The 18,056-nt window shown below is 73.6% G+C and carries 18 protein-coding genes; 12 read left to right on the forward strand and 6 right to left on the reverse strand.

Going from position 1 to position 18,056, the window contains the following annotated elements; all coding sequences use genetic code 11:
- Positions 1-170 precede the first annotated feature (170 nt).
- The 3 genes from ACZ58N_RS05915 (at position 171) to ACZ58N_RS05925 (ending at position 1,497) form a co-directional block, all read left to right on the forward strand.
- A complete protein-coding gene (locus ACZ58N_RS05915; protein WP_471156090.1) occupies positions 171-692 on the forward strand; it encodes a MarR family winged helix-turn-helix transcriptional regulator in 522 nt (173 codons plus the stop codon).
- 62 nt (positions 693-754) lie between these two features.
- The gene (locus tag ACZ58N_RS05920; RefSeq protein WP_471156093.1) at positions 755-1,252 is read left to right on the forward strand and encodes a sigma-70 RNA polymerase sigma factor region 4 domain-containing protein; all 498 of its coding nucleotides are present in this window, start codon (positions 755-757) and stop codon (positions 1,250-1,252) included.
- Positions 1,249-1,497 carry a hypothetical protein gene (locus tag ACZ58N_RS05925; RefSeq protein WP_471156095.1) on the forward strand — a complete coding sequence of 83 codons (249 nt, stop codon included), beginning with the start codon at positions 1,249-1,251 and terminating at the stop codon, positions 1,495-1,497. The genes ACZ58N_RS05920 and ACZ58N_RS05925 overlap by 4 nt, the downstream gene beginning before the upstream one ends.
- 93 nt (positions 1,498-1,590) lie before the next feature.
- On the opposite strand, the gene ACZ58N_RS05930 is transcribed toward ACZ58N_RS05925, so the two are convergent.
- On the reverse strand, positions 1,591-2,748 hold the full coding sequence (locus ACZ58N_RS05930; protein WP_471156096.1) for a cystathionine gamma-synthase: 1,158 nt from the start codon (positions 2,746-2,748) through the stop codon (positions 1,591-1,593).
- 148 nt (positions 2,749-2,896) lie between these two features.
- On the opposite strand from ACZ58N_RS05930, the gene ACZ58N_RS05935 reads away from it, so the two are divergent.
- From ACZ58N_RS05935 to ACZ58N_RS05960, 6 genes are all read left to right on the forward strand, one after another.
- Complete coding sequence (locus tag ACZ58N_RS05935; protein WP_471156097.1) at positions 2,897-4,015, forward strand: hypothetical protein; 1,119 nt, start codon at positions 2,897-2,899, stop codon at positions 4,013-4,015.
- A 252-nt stretch (positions 4,016-4,267) separates the two neighbouring features.
- Positions 4,268-5,299, forward strand: a complete 1,032-nt coding sequence (locus ACZ58N_RS05940) for a DUF4034 domain-containing protein (RefSeq protein WP_471156099.1) — start codon at positions 4,268-4,270, stop codon at positions 5,297-5,299.
- Between the two features lie 66 nt (positions 5,300-5,365).
- Entirely contained in the window at positions 5,366-6,964 is a 1,599-nt protein-coding gene (locus ACZ58N_RS05945; RefSeq protein WP_471156100.1) for a M48 family metallopeptidase, read from the forward strand.
- Positions 6,961-8,130, forward strand: coding sequence for a hypothetical protein (locus tag ACZ58N_RS05950; protein ID WP_471156103.1), 1,170 nt, complete (start codon positions 6,961-6,963; stop codon positions 8,128-8,130). Before ACZ58N_RS05945 ends, ACZ58N_RS05950 begins: the two co-directional genes overlap by 4 nt.
- 120 nt (positions 8,131-8,250) lie before the next feature.
- Positions 8,251-8,925, forward strand: coding sequence for a peptide-methionine (S)-S-oxide reductase MsrA (gene msrA / locus ACZ58N_RS05955; protein WP_471156105.1), 675 nt, complete (start codon positions 8,251-8,253; stop codon positions 8,923-8,925).
- Entirely contained in the window at positions 8,918-9,379 is a 462-nt protein-coding gene (locus tag ACZ58N_RS05960; protein WP_471156107.1) for a hypothetical protein, read from the forward strand. The genes msrA and ACZ58N_RS05960 overlap by 8 nt, the downstream gene beginning before the upstream one ends.
- 20 nt (positions 9,380-9,399) lie before the next feature.
- On the opposite strand, the gene ACZ58N_RS05965 is transcribed toward ACZ58N_RS05960, so the two are convergent.
- Positions 9,400-11,574, reverse strand: coding sequence for a sulfatase-like hydrolase/transferase (locus ACZ58N_RS05965; protein ID WP_471156110.1), 2,175 nt, complete (start codon positions 11,572-11,574; stop codon positions 9,400-9,402).
- A 184-nt stretch (positions 11,575-11,758) separates the two neighbouring features.
- Between ACZ58N_RS05965 and ACZ58N_RS05970 the strand changes: the two genes are divergently transcribed.
- On the forward strand, positions 11,759-12,154 hold the full coding sequence (locus ACZ58N_RS05970) for a hypothetical protein (protein WP_471156113.1): 396 nt from the start codon (positions 11,759-11,761) through the stop codon (positions 12,152-12,154).
- Positions 12,155-12,342: 188 nt separating this feature from the next.
- Here ACZ58N_RS05970 and ACZ58N_RS05975 read toward each other — a convergent pair whose 3' ends face one another.
- Positions 12,343-13,389 (reverse strand): NAD(P)-dependent alcohol dehydrogenase, encoded by a 1,047-nt coding sequence (locus tag ACZ58N_RS05975; protein WP_471156115.1) that lies wholly within the window; start codon positions 13,387-13,389, stop codon positions 12,343-12,345.
- 201 nt (positions 13,390-13,590) lie between these two features.
- Between ACZ58N_RS05975 and ACZ58N_RS05980 the strand changes: the two genes are divergently transcribed.
- Positions 13,591-14,511 (forward strand): helix-turn-helix transcriptional regulator, encoded by a 921-nt coding sequence (locus ACZ58N_RS05980; protein WP_471156118.1) that lies wholly within the window; start codon positions 13,591-13,593, stop codon positions 14,509-14,511.
- A gap of 82 nt (positions 14,512-14,593) precedes the next feature.
- Here ACZ58N_RS05980 and ACZ58N_RS05985 read toward each other — a convergent pair whose 3' ends face one another.
- The 3 genes from ACZ58N_RS05985 to ACZ58N_RS05995 form a co-directional block, all read right to left on the reverse strand.
- Positions 14,594-15,568 carry a GNAT family N-acetyltransferase gene (locus ACZ58N_RS05985; RefSeq protein ID WP_471156119.1) on the reverse strand — a complete coding sequence of 325 codons (975 nt, stop codon included), beginning with the start codon at positions 15,566-15,568 and terminating at the stop codon, positions 14,594-14,596.
- A 194-nt stretch (positions 15,569-15,762) separates the two neighbouring features.
- Positions 15,763-17,007 (reverse strand): L,D-transpeptidase, encoded by a 1,245-nt coding sequence (locus ACZ58N_RS05990; RefSeq protein WP_471156121.1) that lies wholly within the window; start codon positions 17,005-17,007, stop codon positions 15,763-15,765.
- Between the two features lie 159 nt (positions 17,008-17,166).
- Positions 17,167-17,451: a hypothetical protein gene (locus ACZ58N_RS05995; RefSeq protein ID WP_471156123.1), complete on the reverse strand. Its 285-nt coding sequence runs from the start codon at positions 17,449-17,451 to the stop codon at positions 17,167-17,169.
- 164 nt (positions 17,452-17,615) lie between these two features.
- Here ACZ58N_RS05995 and ACZ58N_RS06000 point away from each other — a divergent pair, with 164 nt between their 5' ends.
- The gene (locus ACZ58N_RS06000; RefSeq protein ID WP_471156125.1) at positions 17,616-18,041 is read left to right on the forward strand and encodes an LPXTG cell wall anchor domain-containing protein; all 426 of its coding nucleotides are present in this window, start codon (positions 17,616-17,618) and stop codon (positions 18,039-18,041) included.
- Positions 18,042-18,056: the final 15 nt, after the last annotated feature.

The raw sequence follows: 18,056 nt of genomic DNA on the forward strand, positions 1-18,056 counted from the left end.
GGAGGTCGCGGGTCCCTGCGGACAGGGGCGGGATCTCGCCATCCGGGACGTGCCCGGGGCGGCAGGACCGATGGGCCGCACCAGTTCTCGTACGCGGCGTACGGGCCGCCGCACGGCCGCGTACTCTGTCCCCCATCCTTGTCGGCCCCACGCGAAGAGAGCCCACGGCCATGCCCTCCATCCCGGCCAGTTCCGACCTGCCCACGGCGGCCGAAGCGCCCGCCGGAGCCGGTCTCCTCGACTCGCTCCAGCACCAGGTCGCGGTGTTCGCCCGCCGGGCGGAGCAGACCCGCCTCGGCGGCGTCGGCCAGGCGCGCAACTCGATGGACCGCGCCGCGTACCTGCTCCTGAACCGGCTCGACCTGGAGGGCCCGATGGGCGTCAAGGCGCTGGCCGGCGGAATGGGCATCGACTCGTCCACGGTCACCCGCCAGGTCGCCCCGCTCGTCGACACCGGTCTCGTCAAGCGGACCTCGCACCCCGAGGACGGCCGGGCCGTGGTCCTCGCGCTGTCCCCGCGCGGGCTGGCCCGCCTGGAGGAGGTGCGGTCCTCGCGGCGCGAGTTGATGGCCCGGGTGACCGAGGACTGGGCGGAGGAGGAGCGCGAGTCCTTCACGGTCCTGCTGACCCGCTTCAACCTCTCCCTGTCGGAGCTGATGGCGGCCGCCGTCGAGGGCGGCCCCGCCTCCTGACGTCCGCGCTCCGATCCCGGCCCGTCCGACCCCTTGACCGGGGTGGTGGCACCGGCCGCAAGATGTGGGCTGTGGACCGGCGTTCGGGGCGCGACCCGGAGTTCGAGGCCTTCGTCGCGGGCGCGGCGGGGCGGCTCCTGCACGTCGCCGTCCTGCTGACGGCAGAACCGCCGTCCGAGGCCGGTGCGGCCCGTCGGCTGCTCGCCGGGGCACTGGCCCGTACGTACGCGCACTGGAGCCGGGTCCGCGACGACGACCCGTACGACCACACCCGCCAGGAACTGTGCGCGGCGTACGCCCGCACGGCCTGGCGGCACCCCGGCGGCACCGGGGTCCTCGCGCGGTTGAGCCCGCTGGAGCGGCTCGTGCTGGTCATGCGGGTCCACGAGGGCGTCGCGGAGGAGGTCACGGCCGCGCAGCTGGGGCTGCCGCCCGAGCGGGTCGAGGCCGTCTGCAACCGTGCCGTCGCCACGATGCGGGCGGCATCGGGGACGGGTCGGGACGCGGGGCCCGGGCGGCGCGCGGCGCCGGGTGCCGACTCCGGGCGGGGGGCCGCGTGAGCCCCGACCGCAAGGAGGAGCAGGTCAGGAAGATGCTGGAGGGCCCGCACCCGATGGTGCCGGCCGGGCTCGCGGCGGCGGCCGCCACGCACGGAAGGCGGCTGCTGCGCCGCAGGCGGGCCCTGCGCCGGCTGGGCTGGTCGGTGCTGTTCGCGGCGGCGGTCGCCTTCACGGTGTGGGCCTCGCTGACCCGGCCGTGGGTGACTCCGTCGAGCGGCATCTCCCCGCCCCTGGAGGGCTGGTAGCGCTCCGGGGACGGGGAGATCGCGGCCGTGACGGGCCGGGGTGCGGCCGTACGGGCCGGGGTCGGACGGCCGTGCGGGCCGTGCCGGCCGGGACTAGCCGAGGGCGCGGGTCAGGTCCGCGATGAGGTCGTCGGCGTTCTCGATGCCGACCGAGAGGCGGATCAGGTCCGCCGGGACCTCCAGGGCCGAGCCGGCCACCGAGGCGTGGGTCATCCGACCCGGGTGCTCGATGAGGGACTCGACGCCGCCCAGGGACTCGGCGAGGGTGAAGATCTTCGTACGACCGCAGACCGCGACGGCCTCCTCCTCGCCGCCCTCGACGCGGAAGGAGATCATCCCGCCGAAGTTGCGCATCTGCTTCGCGGCGACCTCGTGGCCCGGGTGCTCGGGCAGGCCCGGGTAGAGGACCTGGCTGACCTTCGGGTGGCGGGTGAGCACCTCCACGATCTTGGCGGCGTTCTCCGCGTGCCGGTCCATGCGCACGGCCAGCGTCTTGATGCCGCGCAGCACGATCCAGGAGTCGAAGGGCCCGGCGACCGCGCCCATCGCGTTCTGGTGGTAGGCCAGTTCCTCGCCGAGGGCCGCGTCGGCGGTGACCAGGGCGCCGCCGACGACGTCGGAGTGGCCGCCCATGTACTTCGTCAGGGAGTGCACGACCACGTCCGCGCCGAGCGCGAGCGGCTGCTGGAGGTAGGGGGAGGCGAAGGTGTTGTCGACGACCAGCTTGGCGCCGGCCGTGCGCGCGATGTCGGCGACCACGGCGATGTCGGTGATGCCGAGCAGCGGGTTGGAGGGGGTCTCGACCCAGATGACCTTCGTCTTCGGGGTGATGGCGGCGCGCACGGACGCCGGGTCGGAGGTGTCGGCCACCGACCACTCCACGCCCCAGCGGGACACGACCTTCGCGAAGAGCCGGAAGGTGCCGCCGTACGCGTCGTTGGGGATGACCACGTGGTCGCCCGGCGCGAGCAGGGTGCGCAGCAGGCAGTCCTCGGCGGCGAGACCGGACGCGAAGGCGAGGCCGCGTCGGCCGCCCTCCAGCGCGGCGAGGTTCTCCTCCAGCGCGGTCCGGGTGGGATTGGCGCTGCGGCTGTACTCGTAGCCGCCGCGCAGCCCGCCCACGCCGTCCTGCTTGTACGTGGACACCTGGTAGATCGGGGGTACGACCGCGCCGGTCTGCGGGTCCGCCGTGTTGCCCGCGTGGATCGCACGGGTCTCGAAGCTCTGGTGCTCGTGGCTGTCGTCGCTCATGGGCAGATGCTATGCCCCGTCCGGGCTTCGGTCCTCTTCCGGCCTGACGGGTGGACGACGGGCCGCTGACCTGCCTTCCTGACCTGGAGCGCGGCCCGGAACGCAGACCATTGGCCATGGCCCCGGTGTGTCTGGTTCGCTTGGCGGCATGGAGATTCTCGTGGTCCTGATGGCCGTGGTCCTGCTGGTGGCCGTCGTGATGCCGTACGTGCGCCGCAGGCGGGGTGGTTTCTCGGGCGGCATCCGCCAGGTGGCGCCCGGCAGCCCCGACGCCGCCGACCCCGCCGACTACGGGTTCGTGCGGGAGGAGCAGCTGGACATCCGGGTGCCCGGGCCCGACCAGGACCTGATGGACGCCCTGGGCAACGTCCAGCGCAGCGGTCACTGGCAGGCCGCGTCGGCCCTGCTCGCGGGGACCCCGAAGGAGGGCGAGCAGCGCTGGCAGCGGGTGCAGTCCTTCGGCGGGGCGGCGGCGCTGGAGCTCGTACGGGAGCCCGGGGCCGGGGCGCGGTGGTTGAAGTCGTGGCGGCTGGAGGCGGAGAAGGACGCGGGCGGCGCGCAGGTCCACGCGGAGCTGCTGGTGCAGCAGGCGTGGCGGCACTCGGGCGGCGTGGGCTCCACCGACCACCGGATCATCCTGGAGGAGGCCCGCGACGCGTGCCGCCGGGCGACGCTGCTGGCCCCGGGCGACCCGGTTCCGTACATCACGGAGCTGGCGGTCGCGCGGGCGCTCGGGTACACGGAGGCGGACTTCGACATCCTGTGGGCGCGGATCATCGACCTGGCGCCCCAGCACATGGGCGCGCACCTGGCGGCGCTGCACTACTGGTGCGAGAAGTGGCACGGTTCGCGGGAGAAGGCCGACGCCTTCGCGCACGCCGCGGCCGCCCGCGCCCCGCAGGGCTCGCTGCTGGCGGCGCTGCCGCTGTTCGCCGTCTACGAGCACCTGCCCGAGGTCAACCTGGTGCAGAGCTTCTACCGGAGCGCGGTCGTGACGCGGGCGGTGGAGGGCGCGATGTACGCGGTGCGCACGGCGCGCCAGGACGACCCGATGCTGGCGCACGTACGGCACCTGCTGCTGGTGTTCCTGGTGAACATGGAGCGCTGGGCGGAGGCCATGGAACAGGTGCGTCACGTGGACGGGTACGTCGGCGCGCTCCCCTGGTCGACGGCGCCGGACCCGGCCGCGACGTACGCGGTGTACCGGGCGCTGGCGGTCGCCGGGTACGAGGCGAACGGCGGGTCCCCGGCGACGCTGCCGCACTGATCCGGCTCCGGCCGCGGGGCGGGCGGGAGCGGTGGGTGGCCGGGTCGGGGGATGGCCGGGTCGGTGGGTGGCCGGGTCGGTGCGTGGCCGGGTCGGTGCGTGGCGGGCGGGTCCCGTGGGCGGGCGGGGCTCCGGAATCTCCGGCGGTCGGCGGAAAAGTCCCCGCCGGGTGCGGGGGCGCACCGCCCCGCACCCCTGACCGTTGGCCAATAGAGTTGCCGTAAGTGATGATCAGGCCGCATGATTCCGGCCGTGATCGTCAATCGCGCCGCACGCGCGCTCGCCACCCGCTGGGCCCGTACGCGCTTCGACCCGGCGGCCTTCGGCCTCCTCCCCCGTGAGGCGCTCGACCCGCGCACCGCCGGCCCCGAGGCCGATCCCGGGCGCGCGGCCGAGCGCCGCCGCGTCATCGCCGCCGCCCACGAGGGCGAGTGGCGGCCCGCCGCCGCGCACGTCCGCGCCGCCGGCGCGGACTGGGACGAGCGCTGGACCCGGCTGGAACTGCTGATCCGGCTCGCCGACGCCGACGACCGCTGGCTCACCGACTGGCGCACGGCCGAACCCGCCGACGGCGACGCCGGCACCGTCCACTCCCACCTGCTGGTCAGCCGGGCGTGGGCGGTGCGCGGCTCGGCCGTCGCCCGCGAGGTGCCGGACGCCGACATGCGCGCCTTCCACGCCCAACTGCCCGCCGCCGTGGCCGCCGCACAGCGTGCCGCCGACCTGGCCCCCGAGGACCCCGGCCCCTGGGTCGTCATGATCACGGCCGCGCGGGCGCTGTCGTACACGCACAGTCAGTTCTCCGACCTGTGGCGCAACCTCACACTGCGGGCACCCCACCACACGGCCGCCCACTGGCAGGCCATGCAGTACTGGTGCGCCAAGTGGCACGGCTCCGACGAGCTGATGACCGAGTTCGCCGCGCGGGCCGTCGCCCAGGCCCCGGCGGGCAGCCTGCTGCCCGGCGTCTACCTCCAGGCCCTGGACGAACTGCGCGGATCGCGCGCCTCCCGTACCGCCCGCTCCGATGCGCACCGGGCCCTGCTCGGCGCCGTCGCGCAGCGGCTGGAGTCCGTACGGGCCGACCACGAGGGCCTGCCCCGGCTGCGCCACCTGCTCGCGCACCGCCTGGGCGAGGCCGGCATGCACGCGGCGGCCCTCGACCAGTTCCGCGCCATCGGCCCGCACTGCGGCGCCGCGCCCTGGAACGCCGACGCGGCCGGTCCCGTCGCGGCCTTCGACCTGGCCCGGGGCCTCGCCGCACACGGCGCACGCCGCGACTGACCCCGCGCGGGGCGGAGCCCCGCGCCCGTCACCACACGCACCACATCCCTGGGGGGACACGTCCTGATGGGCGCTTCACTTCGCGCGCTGCGCGCGCTCGTCCTGCTCGCCGGCTTCCACCTGCTCGGCCTGATCCTGCTCGGCGTCCTCGGGCTCCTCGACCTGGCCGCCATGACCTGGGTGTCGGGACCCGTGGCGGCCAAGGTCGTCATCGTGTCGGTGGTCCTCGCGATCCCGATCGTGCGCGGCATGTTCATGCTGCGCACCCCCGAGCCGGAGCCGCTGCCGGGCATCCCGGTCACCGAGGCGCGGGAACCGGCGCTGTGGCGGGCCGTGCGTGACATCGCCGCCCGGGTCGGCACCCGCGCGCCCGACGAGATCCTGCTGACCGACGAGGTCAACGCGGCCGTCTCGGAGGACTCCCGGATGCTGGGCCTGCTGCCCGGCACCCGCCGCCTGCACCTCGGCCTGCCCCTGATGAGCGGCCTCGACGAGATGCAGCTGCGCGCCGTCCTCGCCCACGAGATGGGCCACTACGCCAACCTCGACACGCGCCTCACCCCGCTGATCGCCCGCGGCCGGGCCCAACTGATCCGTACCATCGGCCACTTCAACGACCGCGCCGACACCAAGGTCGCCAAGGAGCGCGCCAAGCAGGAGAAGCGCGCCGCGAAGCGGACCGCCAAGGGCAGGAAGGCGAAGGAGGTCGACACCACCGGCGAGGGCTTGACCTACCGCGCCATGGCCCACGTCTACACCGCCTACGCGAAGTTCTACATGCGGGCCACCCTCTCGGCGTCCCGCCGCCAGGAATTCGCCGCCGACCTGGCCGCCGTCCGCGTCGCGGGCCGCGACTCCACGGCCTCCGCGCTGCGCGAGCTGAACGCGCTGGGCAACGCCCACGACTTCTACATGGAGTCCTACGCGACCCTCGGCGTCAATGCCGGGCTGCTGCCGCTGCCCGGGCAGGTCTTCGGCGGCTTCCGCCACCTCCTCGACGCCCGTTCCGAGCAGTTGGACGAGCTGCGCACCGAGCTGTCCACCGAGCCCGCCTCCCCGTACGACTCGCACCCCGCGCTCGCCGAACGCGTGGCCCGCATCGAGGCCCTGCCCGATGACGGGCGGGCCGAAGGGGCCGTCCGCCCGTCGATGGCACTGCTGTCGGACGCGGACGCGGCCATGGTCGCCCTGGAGCCCGTCGTCCTCAGCCCGGAGGCCCTCGCCCTGAAGCGGCTGGACTGGCCCGACCTCGTCCACGAGAGCATGACGCTGTACGTGGGGCAGGGCTCGCGGGAGATCCGCGAGGCCGTGGCCGCCGAGGGCGCGGGCGACGGCCTCGCCCCGCTGCTGGACGCCGTCGACGCCGACCCCCCGCTGCGGTGGCGGCTCGCCGCGCACTTCCCGACCTCGGAGCAGGCGGCGGCCGCCACCGGCCGCGCGGCCCGCGAGTTCGCCCGCCCGGCCTTCCGTCGGATCCTGAACCAGCTCGTCACCACCGAGCTGACGGCCCGCGGCACCGCCCGCTGGCAGCTGTCCTGGTCCGACCCGGCCGGCCTGGCCTACCCGGCCGGAGACTTCGAGGACCGTCTTGAGGCCGCCCTCGACGCGGCCGTCGCCGACCCGTGCGCCACCGAACCTCTGCGGAAGCTGGTGTTCAACCCGTGATCGTCCTTCTCCTCGTCCTCGGCACCCTGCTCCTCGCGGGCGCCCTCTGGGTCGCCCGCGGCTTCCTCATCATCCGCAAGGCGCGGAAACTGACCGAACGGATCGAGGGCCTGGAGTCGGCGGGCGCCGAGCTGCGCGCCCGCACCGACGCCCTCAAGGCCGACGGCAGGGCCGAGGAGGCGGCCGCGGTCGTCGCCCTGGGCTTCGTACCGGAGGAAGCCCTCGACACCGACCACCCCGCGCCCGTCCCGGCCGCGCGGACGGCCGCGCTGGCCGCCGTCCGGTCCGGGGACTGGGAGACGGGGGCCGCCCACCTGGAGGCCGCCGGCACCGACTGGGAGGAGCGTTGGCACCGCGTGCGCGCCCTCGCCGAGGCGGCCGTCGAGGACGACGCCTGGCTGATGGCCTGGCGCGCCGCCCGGCCCGGGGACCCGGCCGCGGCCCTCGTCCTCGCCGACAACGCCGTCCTCGTCGCGTGGGAGGTCCGCGGCTCCGCCTGGGCCCGCCACACCTCGGAGGAACAGTTCGACCTGTTCCACAAGCTGCTGCGCGGCGCACAGGCCGCCGTGCACGAGGCGCAGCAGGTGGCGGACCCGGCCGACCCGGTCCCGTACATGGTCGAGCAGGCCGTCGCACTGGGTCTGATGTACCCGCACGAGCGGTACGAACGGTTGTGGACCGAGATCGTCTCGCGCGCCCCGAAGCTGCTGAGCGCCCACACCAACGCCGTGCAGTACTGGGCCCGCAAGTGGCGCGGCTCGCACGAGGAGTGCCTCTCCTTCGCCCGGAAGGCGACCGCCGGCGCCGCCCCCGGTGAGCTGCTGACGCTGCTGCCGCTGCTCGCGTACGTGGAGCAGGAGAACTACGAGGAGGACCTCGCGGCGGAGACCTTCTTCGCGCGGGAGGAGGTGCGGACCGCAGTCGACGAGGCACTCGTGGACCTCGCGGCGGCCGACCCGGCCGACACCCGGGCGGTCCATCTCCGGCACGTGCTGGCGTACCTGCTGTTCTGGCAGGACCGGGACGCGGAGGCCGTCGAACAGTTCCGGCACGTCGACGGCCACATCGGGGCGGTGCCCTGGTACTACGCCGGCAATCCGAAGCAGCGCTACCTCTACGCCCGGAACTGGGCGGTCCGCGTAACCCTGCTGAAAACCGAGGACTGATCCCGCCGGACGACGGCGGGCCCGGCACCGGACAGCGGATCGGGGCGGGGCCGGTCGGGGACGGGTCCGGGGAATCCCGGCCCGCCCCCGGCCGTTGTCAGGACTACAAGGAGGGAATCCATGTTCTCGTACCGCCGCACGCCCGAGCTGCCCACCCGCGAGGAGGCCCTGAAGGGCCGCGCGCACCCGCTGTTCTCCCTGCCGGAGCGCCACACCGTCCTCGGCAACCCCCTGACCGGCCCGTTCCCCGCCCACCTCGAAACCGCCGACTTCGGCCTCGGCTGTTTCTGGGGCGCGGAGCGCAAGTTCTGGCAGACGCCCGGGGTGTGGACCACCCTGGCCGGCTACCAGGGCGGCTTCACCGAGAACCCGTCGTACGAGGAGGTCTGCTCCGGCCTGACCGGGCACACCGAGGTCGTCCGTGTGGTCTTCGACCCCGCGCTCGTCTCCTACGAGACCCTCCTCAAGGTGTTCTGGGAGGCCCACGACCCCACCCAGGGCTTCCGGCAGGGCAACGACGTCGGCACCCAGTACCGCTCGTCGGTCTACACCCACTCCCCCGCCCAGCAGGCCACGGCCGAGGCCTCCCGAGCCGCATACCAGCGCGTCCTCACCGCCTCCGGCCACGGTGAGATCACCACGGCCGTCCTGCCCGCCGCGGAGCGCCCCTTCTGGCCCGCGGAACCGGAGCACCAGCAGTACCTCGACAAGAACCCCGGCGGCTACTGCGGCATCGGCGGCACGGGCGTCTCCTGCCCGATCGGCGTCGCGGCGGCGCCGTCGCCGGATGCCTGACGGTCCCCGCACCGTCCTCCACCGGGTCCTGCGGGGCCCGTGGGGCATCCGGATCGAGCTGACGGCGTCGGCGGCCGTCGGCGCGGCGCCGCCCGACCGGGGCGAGCGGGTCGCGGACGGGGTGTGGCTGGACACCGCCCCCGTCCGCACGCATCCGCCGTCGGACCGCCGGGGCAAGCGGCTCGACGCCGCCGAGGCCGGATGGCTGCGCCACGGCGCGGCGGTGGCGGCGCCGGCCGTCGCCGCCCGGCACCCGGGCGCGCACGTCCTGGTCACGGTGGACCGCGTGCTGTTCCCGGAGGCGCACTTCCAGCCGGAGGGCCTGGCCGCCGCGGTGCTGCGCTGGGCGGAGGAGGAGTTCTCCCTGCCCGCGCACCCCGTCGACATCACCTTCGACCGGCCGGCCGGCCGGTACGCCTACGCGTGGCCGCCGGCCCGACCCGACACGGCCTGAGCGCCCGCCCGGCCGGGCGCTCAGCGCACCGTGACGTGGGGGCGGGCCCACGAGGTGTGGTCGAAGGCGGAGTTCCCGTTGGCGTCCTCCACCACCAGGTGCAGCAGGCGCACACCGGTCACGTCCAGGTCGATGGCGGTGGGGCCGGTGGCGCCCGTGAGGGTGGACGTGGTCAGCAGGGTGCGGCCGTCGGCGCGGACCACGGCCCGGGTCGCCCCGGCCGCCGACTGCCGCGTCGAGAAGTCGTCGATGCCGACCAGGGCCGTGAAGCGGGCCGCCCGCCCACCCAGGTGGTAGACGACCTGCGACGGGGCGTGGACGCCGAGGCCCTTGGCGTGCGTCACCCCGCCGAACGCGATCGGGGTGCCGTCGCCGGCCTCCTTGCGGCCGTTGGACCGGTCCACCTCCACGGGGCCCCAACCGTTGACCGCCGAGACCCACGGCAGGTCGCTGAGGTATCCGTCCCGGGTCGGCGGGGCCGGGAGCGGGGCGAAGCGCACGGGCGCCGAGAAGCGGTACGCCGATGTCGTCGCGGACGCCGTGAGCAGGGCGGGGGCCGCCGCGGCGGGCCCGGTCACCGTCCAGACCGTGGTCAGGGTCCCTCCCGGGGCCAGGGAGGCGGCCGTCACCGGGCCGGCCGGGGTCGCCGTCCAGCCGGCCGGGACGGCCAACGCGACCCGGGCGTCCGGCCAGGCCCGGGCGGTGCCGTTGGACAGCCGGGTCGTGACGGTCGCCCCGTCCGCGTCCGGGGTCGCCGCCAGCCCCCACGCCCGGCGCGGGTAGGTCGGCGCCCAGGACCCGCGCAGCAGCGCCGTCAGGGAGGCGACCACCGACGGGTTGGCCGCCGCCACGTCGCGCTGCTCGCCGATGTCGGCCGTCAGGTCGTACAGCTCGAACTGCCACTGCGCGTCGGGGGCGTCGCGGTCGCGTCCGGGGGCGAACCGGACGCCCTTCCAGCGGTCCTTGCGGATGGCCTCGGCGACCCGCTTGGCCCGGCCGCCGTCCTGGGCGTCGGCCCGGGCGGTGACGCCCTGCTCGTCCCGGTACCAGTACAGGTGGGAGTGGATCGGGGCGAGTCCCGGGGTGCCGGCGAGCACGGTGGCGGCGGAGAGGCCGTCGATGTCGGAGGGGGCCGGGGCGCCCGCCAGGTCGGCGAGGGTGGGCAGCAGGTCGTGGAGCGGGGTGGGGCGGGAGCTGGTGGTGCCCGCCGTGATCCGGCCGGGGCCCCAGGCGATCAGCGGGACCCGTACGCCGCCCTCGTAGAGGTTGCGCTTGTAGCCGCGCAGCGGGCCGTTGGCGTCGAAGAGGTCGGGGTCCACGCCGCCCTCCTCGTGGGGGCCGTTGTCGGAGGCGACGAGGACGACCGTGCGGTCCGCGATACCGCGCGCCCGGAGCCGGTCGACGACCGCGCCGACCTGCGCGTCGAGCAGCCCGATCTGCGCGGCGTGCGCCTTGTTCGCCTTGGTCCAGGGCTTCGAGGCGTACGCCCCGAGGTCGGGGACCTCACTGGGCGCGTGCGGCAGGTTCGGGGTGAGCAGGAGCAGGAAGGGGTCGGGCCCGGCGGCGTGCGCGTCGATGAAGTCGAGGGCTCGCGCGGCGATGGCCTCGGGGGCGAAGGTGCCCGCCGCGACCGGCTCCTTGGCGTCGTTGTGCCAGAGGTACGACGGGTAGTACTGGTGGGCGTGGCCGTGGTCGATGTAGCCGTAGAACTCGTCGAAGCCGCGCGACAACGGGTGGCTCGGCTGGTCGGCGGCCTCCGGCCCGAAGCCCCACTTGCCGAACAGGCCGGTGCGGTAGCCGCGCGCCCTCAGCACCTCCGCGAAGGTCGTGTCCCCGGCACCGAGTCCGGCCTGGCCGCCGCTGCCCGGGTTGGCGCGGACGGGGGCGTGCCCGGTATGCAGGCCGGTCAACAGCGCGGCACGGGACGGGGCGCAGACGGCGGCGGCCGCGTACGCGTCGGTGAACCGCAGCCCCTCCTCGGCAAGTCGGGCGATGCGCGGGGTACTGATCAGCTTCTGGCCGTACGGGGAGAGGTCCCCGTAGCCGAGGTCGTCGGCCAGCACCACCACGAGGTGCGGGGCGCCCCCGACCTCGACCCCGGCGGCGGAAGCCGGGGCGGCGGCGGGCAGTTGGGGCAGCGCGGCGAGTCCGACGGCCGCCGCGGATCCGGCGAGGAAGTGGCGGCGGCTGGGCATGGTGAACTCCTCGGCAGCGGCGGGGCGATGAGGAGATCATCAACAGCCGGGCCACGCGAAGACCATGCACGGGACGTGAAGAACGTGTGACACGGGCCGGCCGCACGGCGTCGGCGGTCGGGGTGGCCCCAGGTGATCATCCAGGGCATACGGTGAGGCCGTTGACAGCCGGGGGAGGTAACAAGTGGAGTTCAAGCGTGCACGGTTGTTCGATGGTGTCGCCCCGGAGTCCGGGCCGTACTTCGATGAGTCCAGGCCACGCATCGTCGATCGATCCGAGCGGGACCGCCTGCTCGACTTCCTCTCGCACGGTGGCGCCGCCATCGAGCGGGCCGCGGGATTGGCTCCGGATCAGCTCGATGCGTCCAAGGGCAAGGTCGTGCCGGTCGTGACGATGACGGATGGGGTCTGGATCTGGACGGCTGCACACGCCTACTACCTGGAGCACTACGGCTTTGCCCCGGATTCGGAGTTCTACGAGTACATCAAGTCGCGGGACTATCGAGCGGATGGGCCGGACGAGGAAATCCAGAGTGCCGCTCTGGAGTTCCTGCGCCGCAACCGGACCACTCGCCGATGAAAGGGGCGGAGCAGGAGGCGGTCACGACGTCCGGGACCGTCGCCTTCTCGGGCGCACCCGCCTCGGGCACCTAGGCCCGGGGTCGGCGCGAGGCCGGCGATGAGGAGGCCGGAGCGCGCATTTCGGCGCCGGCCGCTCGGCCCGATCCCGGGCGGTGGCCCGGGGCCGGGTGCCGGTGGCGCCACCCGTCAGATCGTCGACGTGTCGATCACGAAGCGGTAGCGGACGTCGCTGGACTGGACCCGCTCGTAGGCCTCGTTGATCCGGTCGGCGGAGATGAGCTCGATCTCCGCGCCCAGGCCGTGCTCGGCGCAGAATTCGAGCATCTCCTGGGTCTCCGGGATGCCGCCGATCATCGACCCGGCGAGGGTCTTGCGGCCGCCGATGACGGAGAACAGGTTCAGCTCGACCGGCTCCTCGGGCGCGCCGACGTTCACGAGCGCCCCGTCGACCTTCAGCAGGGCGAGGTAGCGGTCGAGGCCGAGCGGCGCGGAGACGGTGGACACGATCAGGTCGAAGGTGCCGGCCAGCTCCTCGAAGGTGCTCGGGTCGCTCGTCGCGTAGTAGTGGGCGGCGCCCAGCTTCAGGCCGTCCTCCTGCTTGCGCAGGCTCTGCGACAGGACGGTGACCTCCGCGCCGAGCGCGGAGGCGATCTTCACGCCCATGTGCCCGAGTCCGCCGAGGCCGACGATCGCGATCTTCTTGCCGGGGCCCGCCCCCCAGTGCCGGAGCGGGGAGTAGAGGGTGATGCCGGCGCACAGCAGCGGCGCGGCGACGTCCAGCTCGACGCCGTCGGGGATGCGCAGGGTGTAGTTCTCGTCGACGACGATGTGGGTGGAGTACCCGCCGTAGGTGGGCTCGCCGTTCTTGTCGAGGGCGTTGTAGGTGCCGGTCATGCCCTTGACGCAGTACTGCTCCTGGCCGCGCAGGCAGTACTCGCACTCCCGGCAGGAGTCCACGAAGCAGCCGACGCCCACCCGGTCCCCGACGGCGAACTTCGTCACGCCGGGACCGACCTCGGCGACGATCCCGGCGATCTCGTGACCCGGGACCATCGGGAAGATGCCCTCGCCCCAGCCGTCGTTGGCCTGGTGGATGTCGGAGTGGCAGATGCCTGCGTACTTGATGTCTATGAGGACGTCGTGCTCACCGACCGGGCGGCGCGGGACGGTGACGCGCTCCAGCGGGGCCTTCGCGGCGGGGGCGGCGTAGGCGGGGACCTGGGTGACGGACATGGGGGTGATCTCCTCTGACGAGGACGTCGGGCTGTGACGTCGTGGTGACGCCGAGTTCGACGTCCGTACTGCGGTACTTCCACCCTGCCCCGCTCCGGGCCGCCCACCCAGACCCCTGCCGTGCCTAGGACTGGCGAACCTACCCCTGGTGGGGTCAGGCTCACCGCCGCGTCCGGTGTCCCGCCCGGGGATACTGGCGGTATGGACCAGCTTGATCAGCGAGCCGAACTCGGCGAGTTCCTGCGCAGCCGCCGCGCCCGGCTGCGCCCCGAGGACGTGGGCCTGCCCGACTACGGCCGGCACCGGCGGGTTCCGGGGCTGCGCCGGGAGGAGCTGGCGCAGCTGGCCGGGGTCTCCGTCGCCTACTACACCCGGCTGGAACAGGGGCACGGGCAGAACGTGTCGGCGGAGGTCCTGGACGCCATCGCGCGGGCCCTGCGACTGGACGGCACGGAGTCGGACCACCTGACCCACCTGGCACGCCCCCGTGCCCGCGGGCGGAGCCGGTCCCGGCGTCCGCAGCAGGTCCGCCCGGAGCTGCGCAGCCTGATGGAGGCGATGGAGGGCGTACCGGCGTACCTGGTGGGGCGGCGGCAGGACGTCATCGGGTGGAACCGGCTGGCCGCGGCCGTCTTCGGGGACTTCGGGACGCTGCCCCCGGCGGAGCGGAACCTGGTGCGGATGGTGTTCCTGGACCCGGCGACGGCCGAGCTGTACGCGGAGTGGGAGTGCCGGGCCTGCGAGGTCGTGAGCAACCTGCGGATGTACGCGGGCCAGTACCCGGACGACGAGCAGCTGTCCGTGCTGGTCGGTGAGCTGTCCGTGAAGAGCGAGGAGTTCCGCAGGCTGTGGGCGGCCCACACGGTGGCGGACAAGAAGACGCACGGGGTGAAGCGGCTGCGGCACCCCGTGGTGGGCGAGCTGGTGCTGCCGTTCGAGACGCTGGCCCTGCCGGACGATCCGGCGCAGTTCCTGGTGACGTACCACGCCGTGCCGGGCTCCCCCTCGGCGGACGCCCTGCGGCTGCTGTCGTCCTGGTCGGCGCCGGCCCACGAGCCGACGCCGACCACCCCCGCGCCGCCCTCCGGGTCGGGGACGGCCCGCACGGAGGAGACCGCCTGAGCGGTGCGGCGGGTACGGATCGGGCCACGCCACGCCACGGCAGGCCCGGCCGGCGCCGGCCGGGCCGCTCGGCGCCGCCCGGTCAGAGCGTCAGCTGGAAGACGGCCGCACCGCGCTCGCGTCGGTGGCCCAGGGCCTCGTTCACGGCCAGCATGGGGGTGTTCTCGTCGGCGACGGTCGTACCGATCCGGCGCAGCTCCGGGTACCGTACGGCCGCCTCGGCCCGCATCCGGAGTTTGACGGCGCGGCCCAGGCCCCGGCCCCGGTGCGCGGGGACGACGACGGTGTCGTACTGGAGGGCCCGCGGCCCGTCCGGGTCCGGGAGCACCAGCGTCGTGTACGCGGCGATCTCGCCGGCGGGGGTGACGGCGGCGACCATCAGCAGCTTCCCGCCGCGGTCCAGCACGAGCCGCTGCGCGGCGATCACCCGCTCCGGCGTCCAGGCGGTGAACCGCTCGTCGGCGTCGCCGGAGGGCGCGTCCTCCATCGCACCGTGGGCGGCCGCGGCGGCCGGGGCCCAGGCGTCGGGGACCAGTCCGGCCCAGGTGAGGAGCTCGTACCCGGGGACGTCGGGGTGGGCCTCCGCGGCCGGGTCCTCCCCGAGTTCCTGGACGTACCAGGCCATCGGCAGCACGTTCTCGAAGCCGACGGATTCCAGGAAGGCCTGTCCGGGCCCGCCCGTGTCGGCGACGGTGGAGACCGAGGTCCGGCCCCGGTCGAGCAGCTCGGCGCGGACCCGCTCCCACAGGGCGGTGCCCACGCCCCGGCGGCGGGCGTCGGGGCGCACCGTCAGCTCGTCGAGGAAGGCGGTGTGGGTGTTGGCCTCCTCGGTGAACAGCAGCAGGGCGGCGTGGCCCTCGCCGGCCGCCCCGGCCCAGTGGACGAACCGGCCGCGGGCGGGCGGCACGCGCAGCCGGCCGGCGACCTCCGCCCGGGTGGGCGCGGGTACGTCGGGCAGGGCGGCGGTGTCGGCGGCGTGGGCGGAGACCTGCACCGCCCACCAGGTGTCCACCTCGTCGTCGGTCGGGGGCACGGTCAGCGTGTCGATCTTCGTCATGCCACGACCCTAGGGCCTGTCGTCAAAGTCCCGTCGTCGCCCGGAGGGCGGCCTCGCGGCGTCCCGACCCCGCGGCGTCGCACCGCCCCTGCGTCGCACCGTCGCGGAACGCACGGACGGCGGGGAGCCCGTCGTGGGCTCCCCGCCGTCCGGGGTTCGGTGGGCGGCGCCGCGGGCGGCGCTCACCGGGGGTGTCAGGCGGCCGAGCCGGCCTTCCACTCCGCCCAGTCCATGTTCCAGCCGTTGAGGCCGTTCTCCGGCTTGATGGTCTTGTCCGGGGAGTTCTGCACGGTGACCACGTCGCCGATCAGCGAGTTGTCGAAGAACCACGCGCCGGGCTGGTCCGGGTCGTTCGCGCCCTTGGCGTCGTTCAGGCCGACACAGCCGTGGCTGGTGTTCACCTTGCCGAAGATCGAGTCGGCGCCCCAGTAGTTGCCGTGGATGAAGGTGCCGGAGGTCGACAGCCGCATCGCGTGCGGGACGTCCTTGATGTCGTACTCGCCCTTGCCGTCGTTGCCCTTGAAGCCGACGGTGGCGCCGTCCATCCGGGTCTCCTTGAACTTCTCGGAGATCACCATCTGGCCGTTGTACGTGGGGTTCTCCGGGGAGCCCGCCGAGATCGGGATGGTCTTGAGGACCGCGCCGTCCCGGGTGACCGTCATCGTCTTCGCCTTCACGTCGACCGTGGAGACCTGGCTCCGGCCGACCTTGAAGGTGACGGTCTTGTTCTGCACGCCCTGGATGCCGGGTGCGCCCTGCACGCCCTGGAGCGCGAGCTTCAGGGTGACCGTGGAGTTCGCCTGCCAGTACGCCTCGGGGCGGAAGTCCAGGCGCTGGTTGCCGAACCAGTGGCCGACGACTTCCTGGTTGCTGCTGGAGCTGACCTTGATCGCGGCCTGGACGGCCTTCTGGTCCTTGATCGGCTTGTTGAACGTGATCGACACGGGCATGCCCACGCCGACCGTCTGGCCCTCGTCCGGGACGAACGAGCCGACGAAGCTGTTCTCCGGCGAGAGGGTGGTGAACGAGGCGTTCTCGTGCGCCTCGCGGCCGGCCTCGTCCTTCGCGGTCGCGGCCAGCGCGTACTTCGTGGAGCGCTTGAGGGCCGCGTCCGGCTTCCAGCTCTTGCCGTCGGCGGCTATCTTGCCCGCGACCACGGCACCCTCGGAGCTCTTCAACTCGACCTGGGTGAGCTTCCCGTCGCTGACGGTGACGTTCGCCGCGTCGTTCAGCGCTATGTTGGTGGAGCCGTCCTTCGGCGTGATCTCTATCTTCGCCTTGGACGCGTCCTTGGCCGCCGCCGCGTCCACGTCCGCCTGTGCCTTGCCCGTTTCGGCGCTGCCCTGAGGCTTCTCGGTACCCCCGTCATTGCAGGCCGAGAGCATCAGTACGCCGCCGAGCACGGCGGATACGGCCACCAGGGACCTTCTCCGCCGCATGCTGTACGTCCTCACACGTCACTCCATCGTTGCCGGAAACCCCGAGGCTGCATTCCCGGGATTGGGCCGGGCAGGGGGCATCACCCCCTGCTCGTCCTGACAACGCGTTAACGACGCGGGTCGGTTCCACACTCCGTTCGAATGTGTGCAACCCCACGGTCAGGCGTTGTCCGCCTCTTCCTCGAAGTCACCATCTTCCTCGTCCAGGTCCCACTCCAGTGACTCGGGGTCGTATTCGACCGGTTCGCTGCTCCAGGAGGCCTGCGCCAGCTCGATTCCGGGCAGTTCCGCGACCAGGTCCGTGGGGTCCACCAAGTAGGCCAGCGCCTCCGATTCGTCCTGTCGGACGGCGGCTTCCGCATGGCCGCGCTCCTCGTCCGGCATGAACTCGTCGGCCTTGATGTGACCGAGGGCCGCGCCGATGAGTGCGTCGGAGTCCGACACTTCGAGGATCAAATCCACCCGAAGTCGTACGAATCGTGATGTCTCAGAAGGGTTCATACGACGGAGAGTAAGCCCGTGACAGCCTCGACTTTCCCACGACCCGCCCTGTTCACTAGCATCGGCGCACACGGCCAATTCGCTGCTGCCACAAGGGGGATCGCACCGTGTCCGCACGTCGACCGCTGCTCACCGCTCTCGGAGCGACCACCCTCCTCGCCGTCCTCTGGTTCGTCCCCTCGGCGAACGCAACCGCACCCGGTCAGGACGCGACGAGGTCCTCCGGCGGCCCCGCCGCCGCCAACACCGGGACCGTGAACGGCGTTTCCGCCCAAGAGGCCGCACGTTCCGGTTCCGCCCGCTCCGACACCGCGGATCCCGCCGCCGCCGACTCCGGTTCCCCGGAATCAGCCGGCGGCGACACCCGCTCCTCCGACGGCGTGTCCGCCGGGGACCGCGCCTCGATGGTCACCCTCACGCTCGCCGACACCGGCAGCGCGGACACCACCCCCTACGTCCTGGGCGGCACGCTCTGCCTGGGTCTGGGCGCCGGGTTCGTCGCCTTCTCCGTACGCCGCTCCCGCACCCAGTAGCGGCGTACGGAAGAA

The organism is Streptomyces sp. NPDC040432, from assembly GCF_055595445.1.

What these genes read in the sequence shown, in the direction of transcription:
- ACZ58N_RS05990 (WP_471156121.1), bottom strand. Translation starts at nt 17,007, where the DNA reads ATGCGGCGGAGAAGGTCCCTGGTGGCCGTATCCGCCGTGCTCGGCGGC.
- ACZ58N_RS05975 (WP_471156115.1), bottom strand. Translation starts at nt 13,389, where the DNA reads ATGTCCGTCACCCAGGTCCCCGCCTACGCCGCCCCCGCCGCGAAGGCC.
- msrA (WP_471156105.1), top strand. Translation starts at nt 8,251, where the DNA reads ATGTTCTCGTACCGCCGCACGCCCGAGCTGCCCACCCGCGAGGAGGCC.
- ACZ58N_RS05980 (WP_471156118.1), top strand. Translation starts at nt 13,591, where the DNA reads ATGGACCAGCTTGATCAGCGAGCCGAACTCGGCGAGTTCCTGCGCAGC.
- ACZ58N_RS05930 (WP_471156096.1), bottom strand. Translation starts at nt 2,748, where the DNA reads ATGAGCGACGACAGCCACGAGCACCAGAGCTTCGAGACCCGTGCGATC.
- ACZ58N_RS05945 (WP_471156100.1), top strand. Translation starts at nt 5,366, where the DNA reads ATGGGCGCTTCACTTCGCGCGCTGCGCGCGCTCGTCCTGCTCGCCGGC.
- ACZ58N_RS05985 (WP_471156119.1), bottom strand. Translation starts at nt 15,568, where the DNA reads ATGACGAAGATCGACACGCTGACCGTGCCCCCGACCGACGACGAGGTG.
- ACZ58N_RS05965 (WP_471156110.1), bottom strand. Translation starts at nt 11,574, where the DNA reads ATGCCCAGCCGCCGCCACTTCCTCGCCGGATCCGCGGCGGCCGTCGGA.
- ACZ58N_RS05960 (WP_471156107.1), top strand. Translation starts at nt 8,918, where the DNA reads ATGCCTGACGGTCCCCGCACCGTCCTCCACCGGGTCCTGCGGGGCCCG.
- ACZ58N_RS05915 (WP_471156090.1), top strand. Translation starts at nt 171, where the DNA reads ATGCCCTCCATCCCGGCCAGTTCCGACCTGCCCACGGCGGCCGAAGCG.
- ACZ58N_RS05920 (WP_471156093.1), top strand. Translation starts at nt 755, where the DNA reads ATGTGGGCTGTGGACCGGCGTTCGGGGCGCGACCCGGAGTTCGAGGCC.
- ACZ58N_RS05935 (WP_471156097.1), top strand. Translation starts at nt 2,897, where the DNA reads ATGGAGATTCTCGTGGTCCTGATGGCCGTGGTCCTGCTGGTGGCCGTC.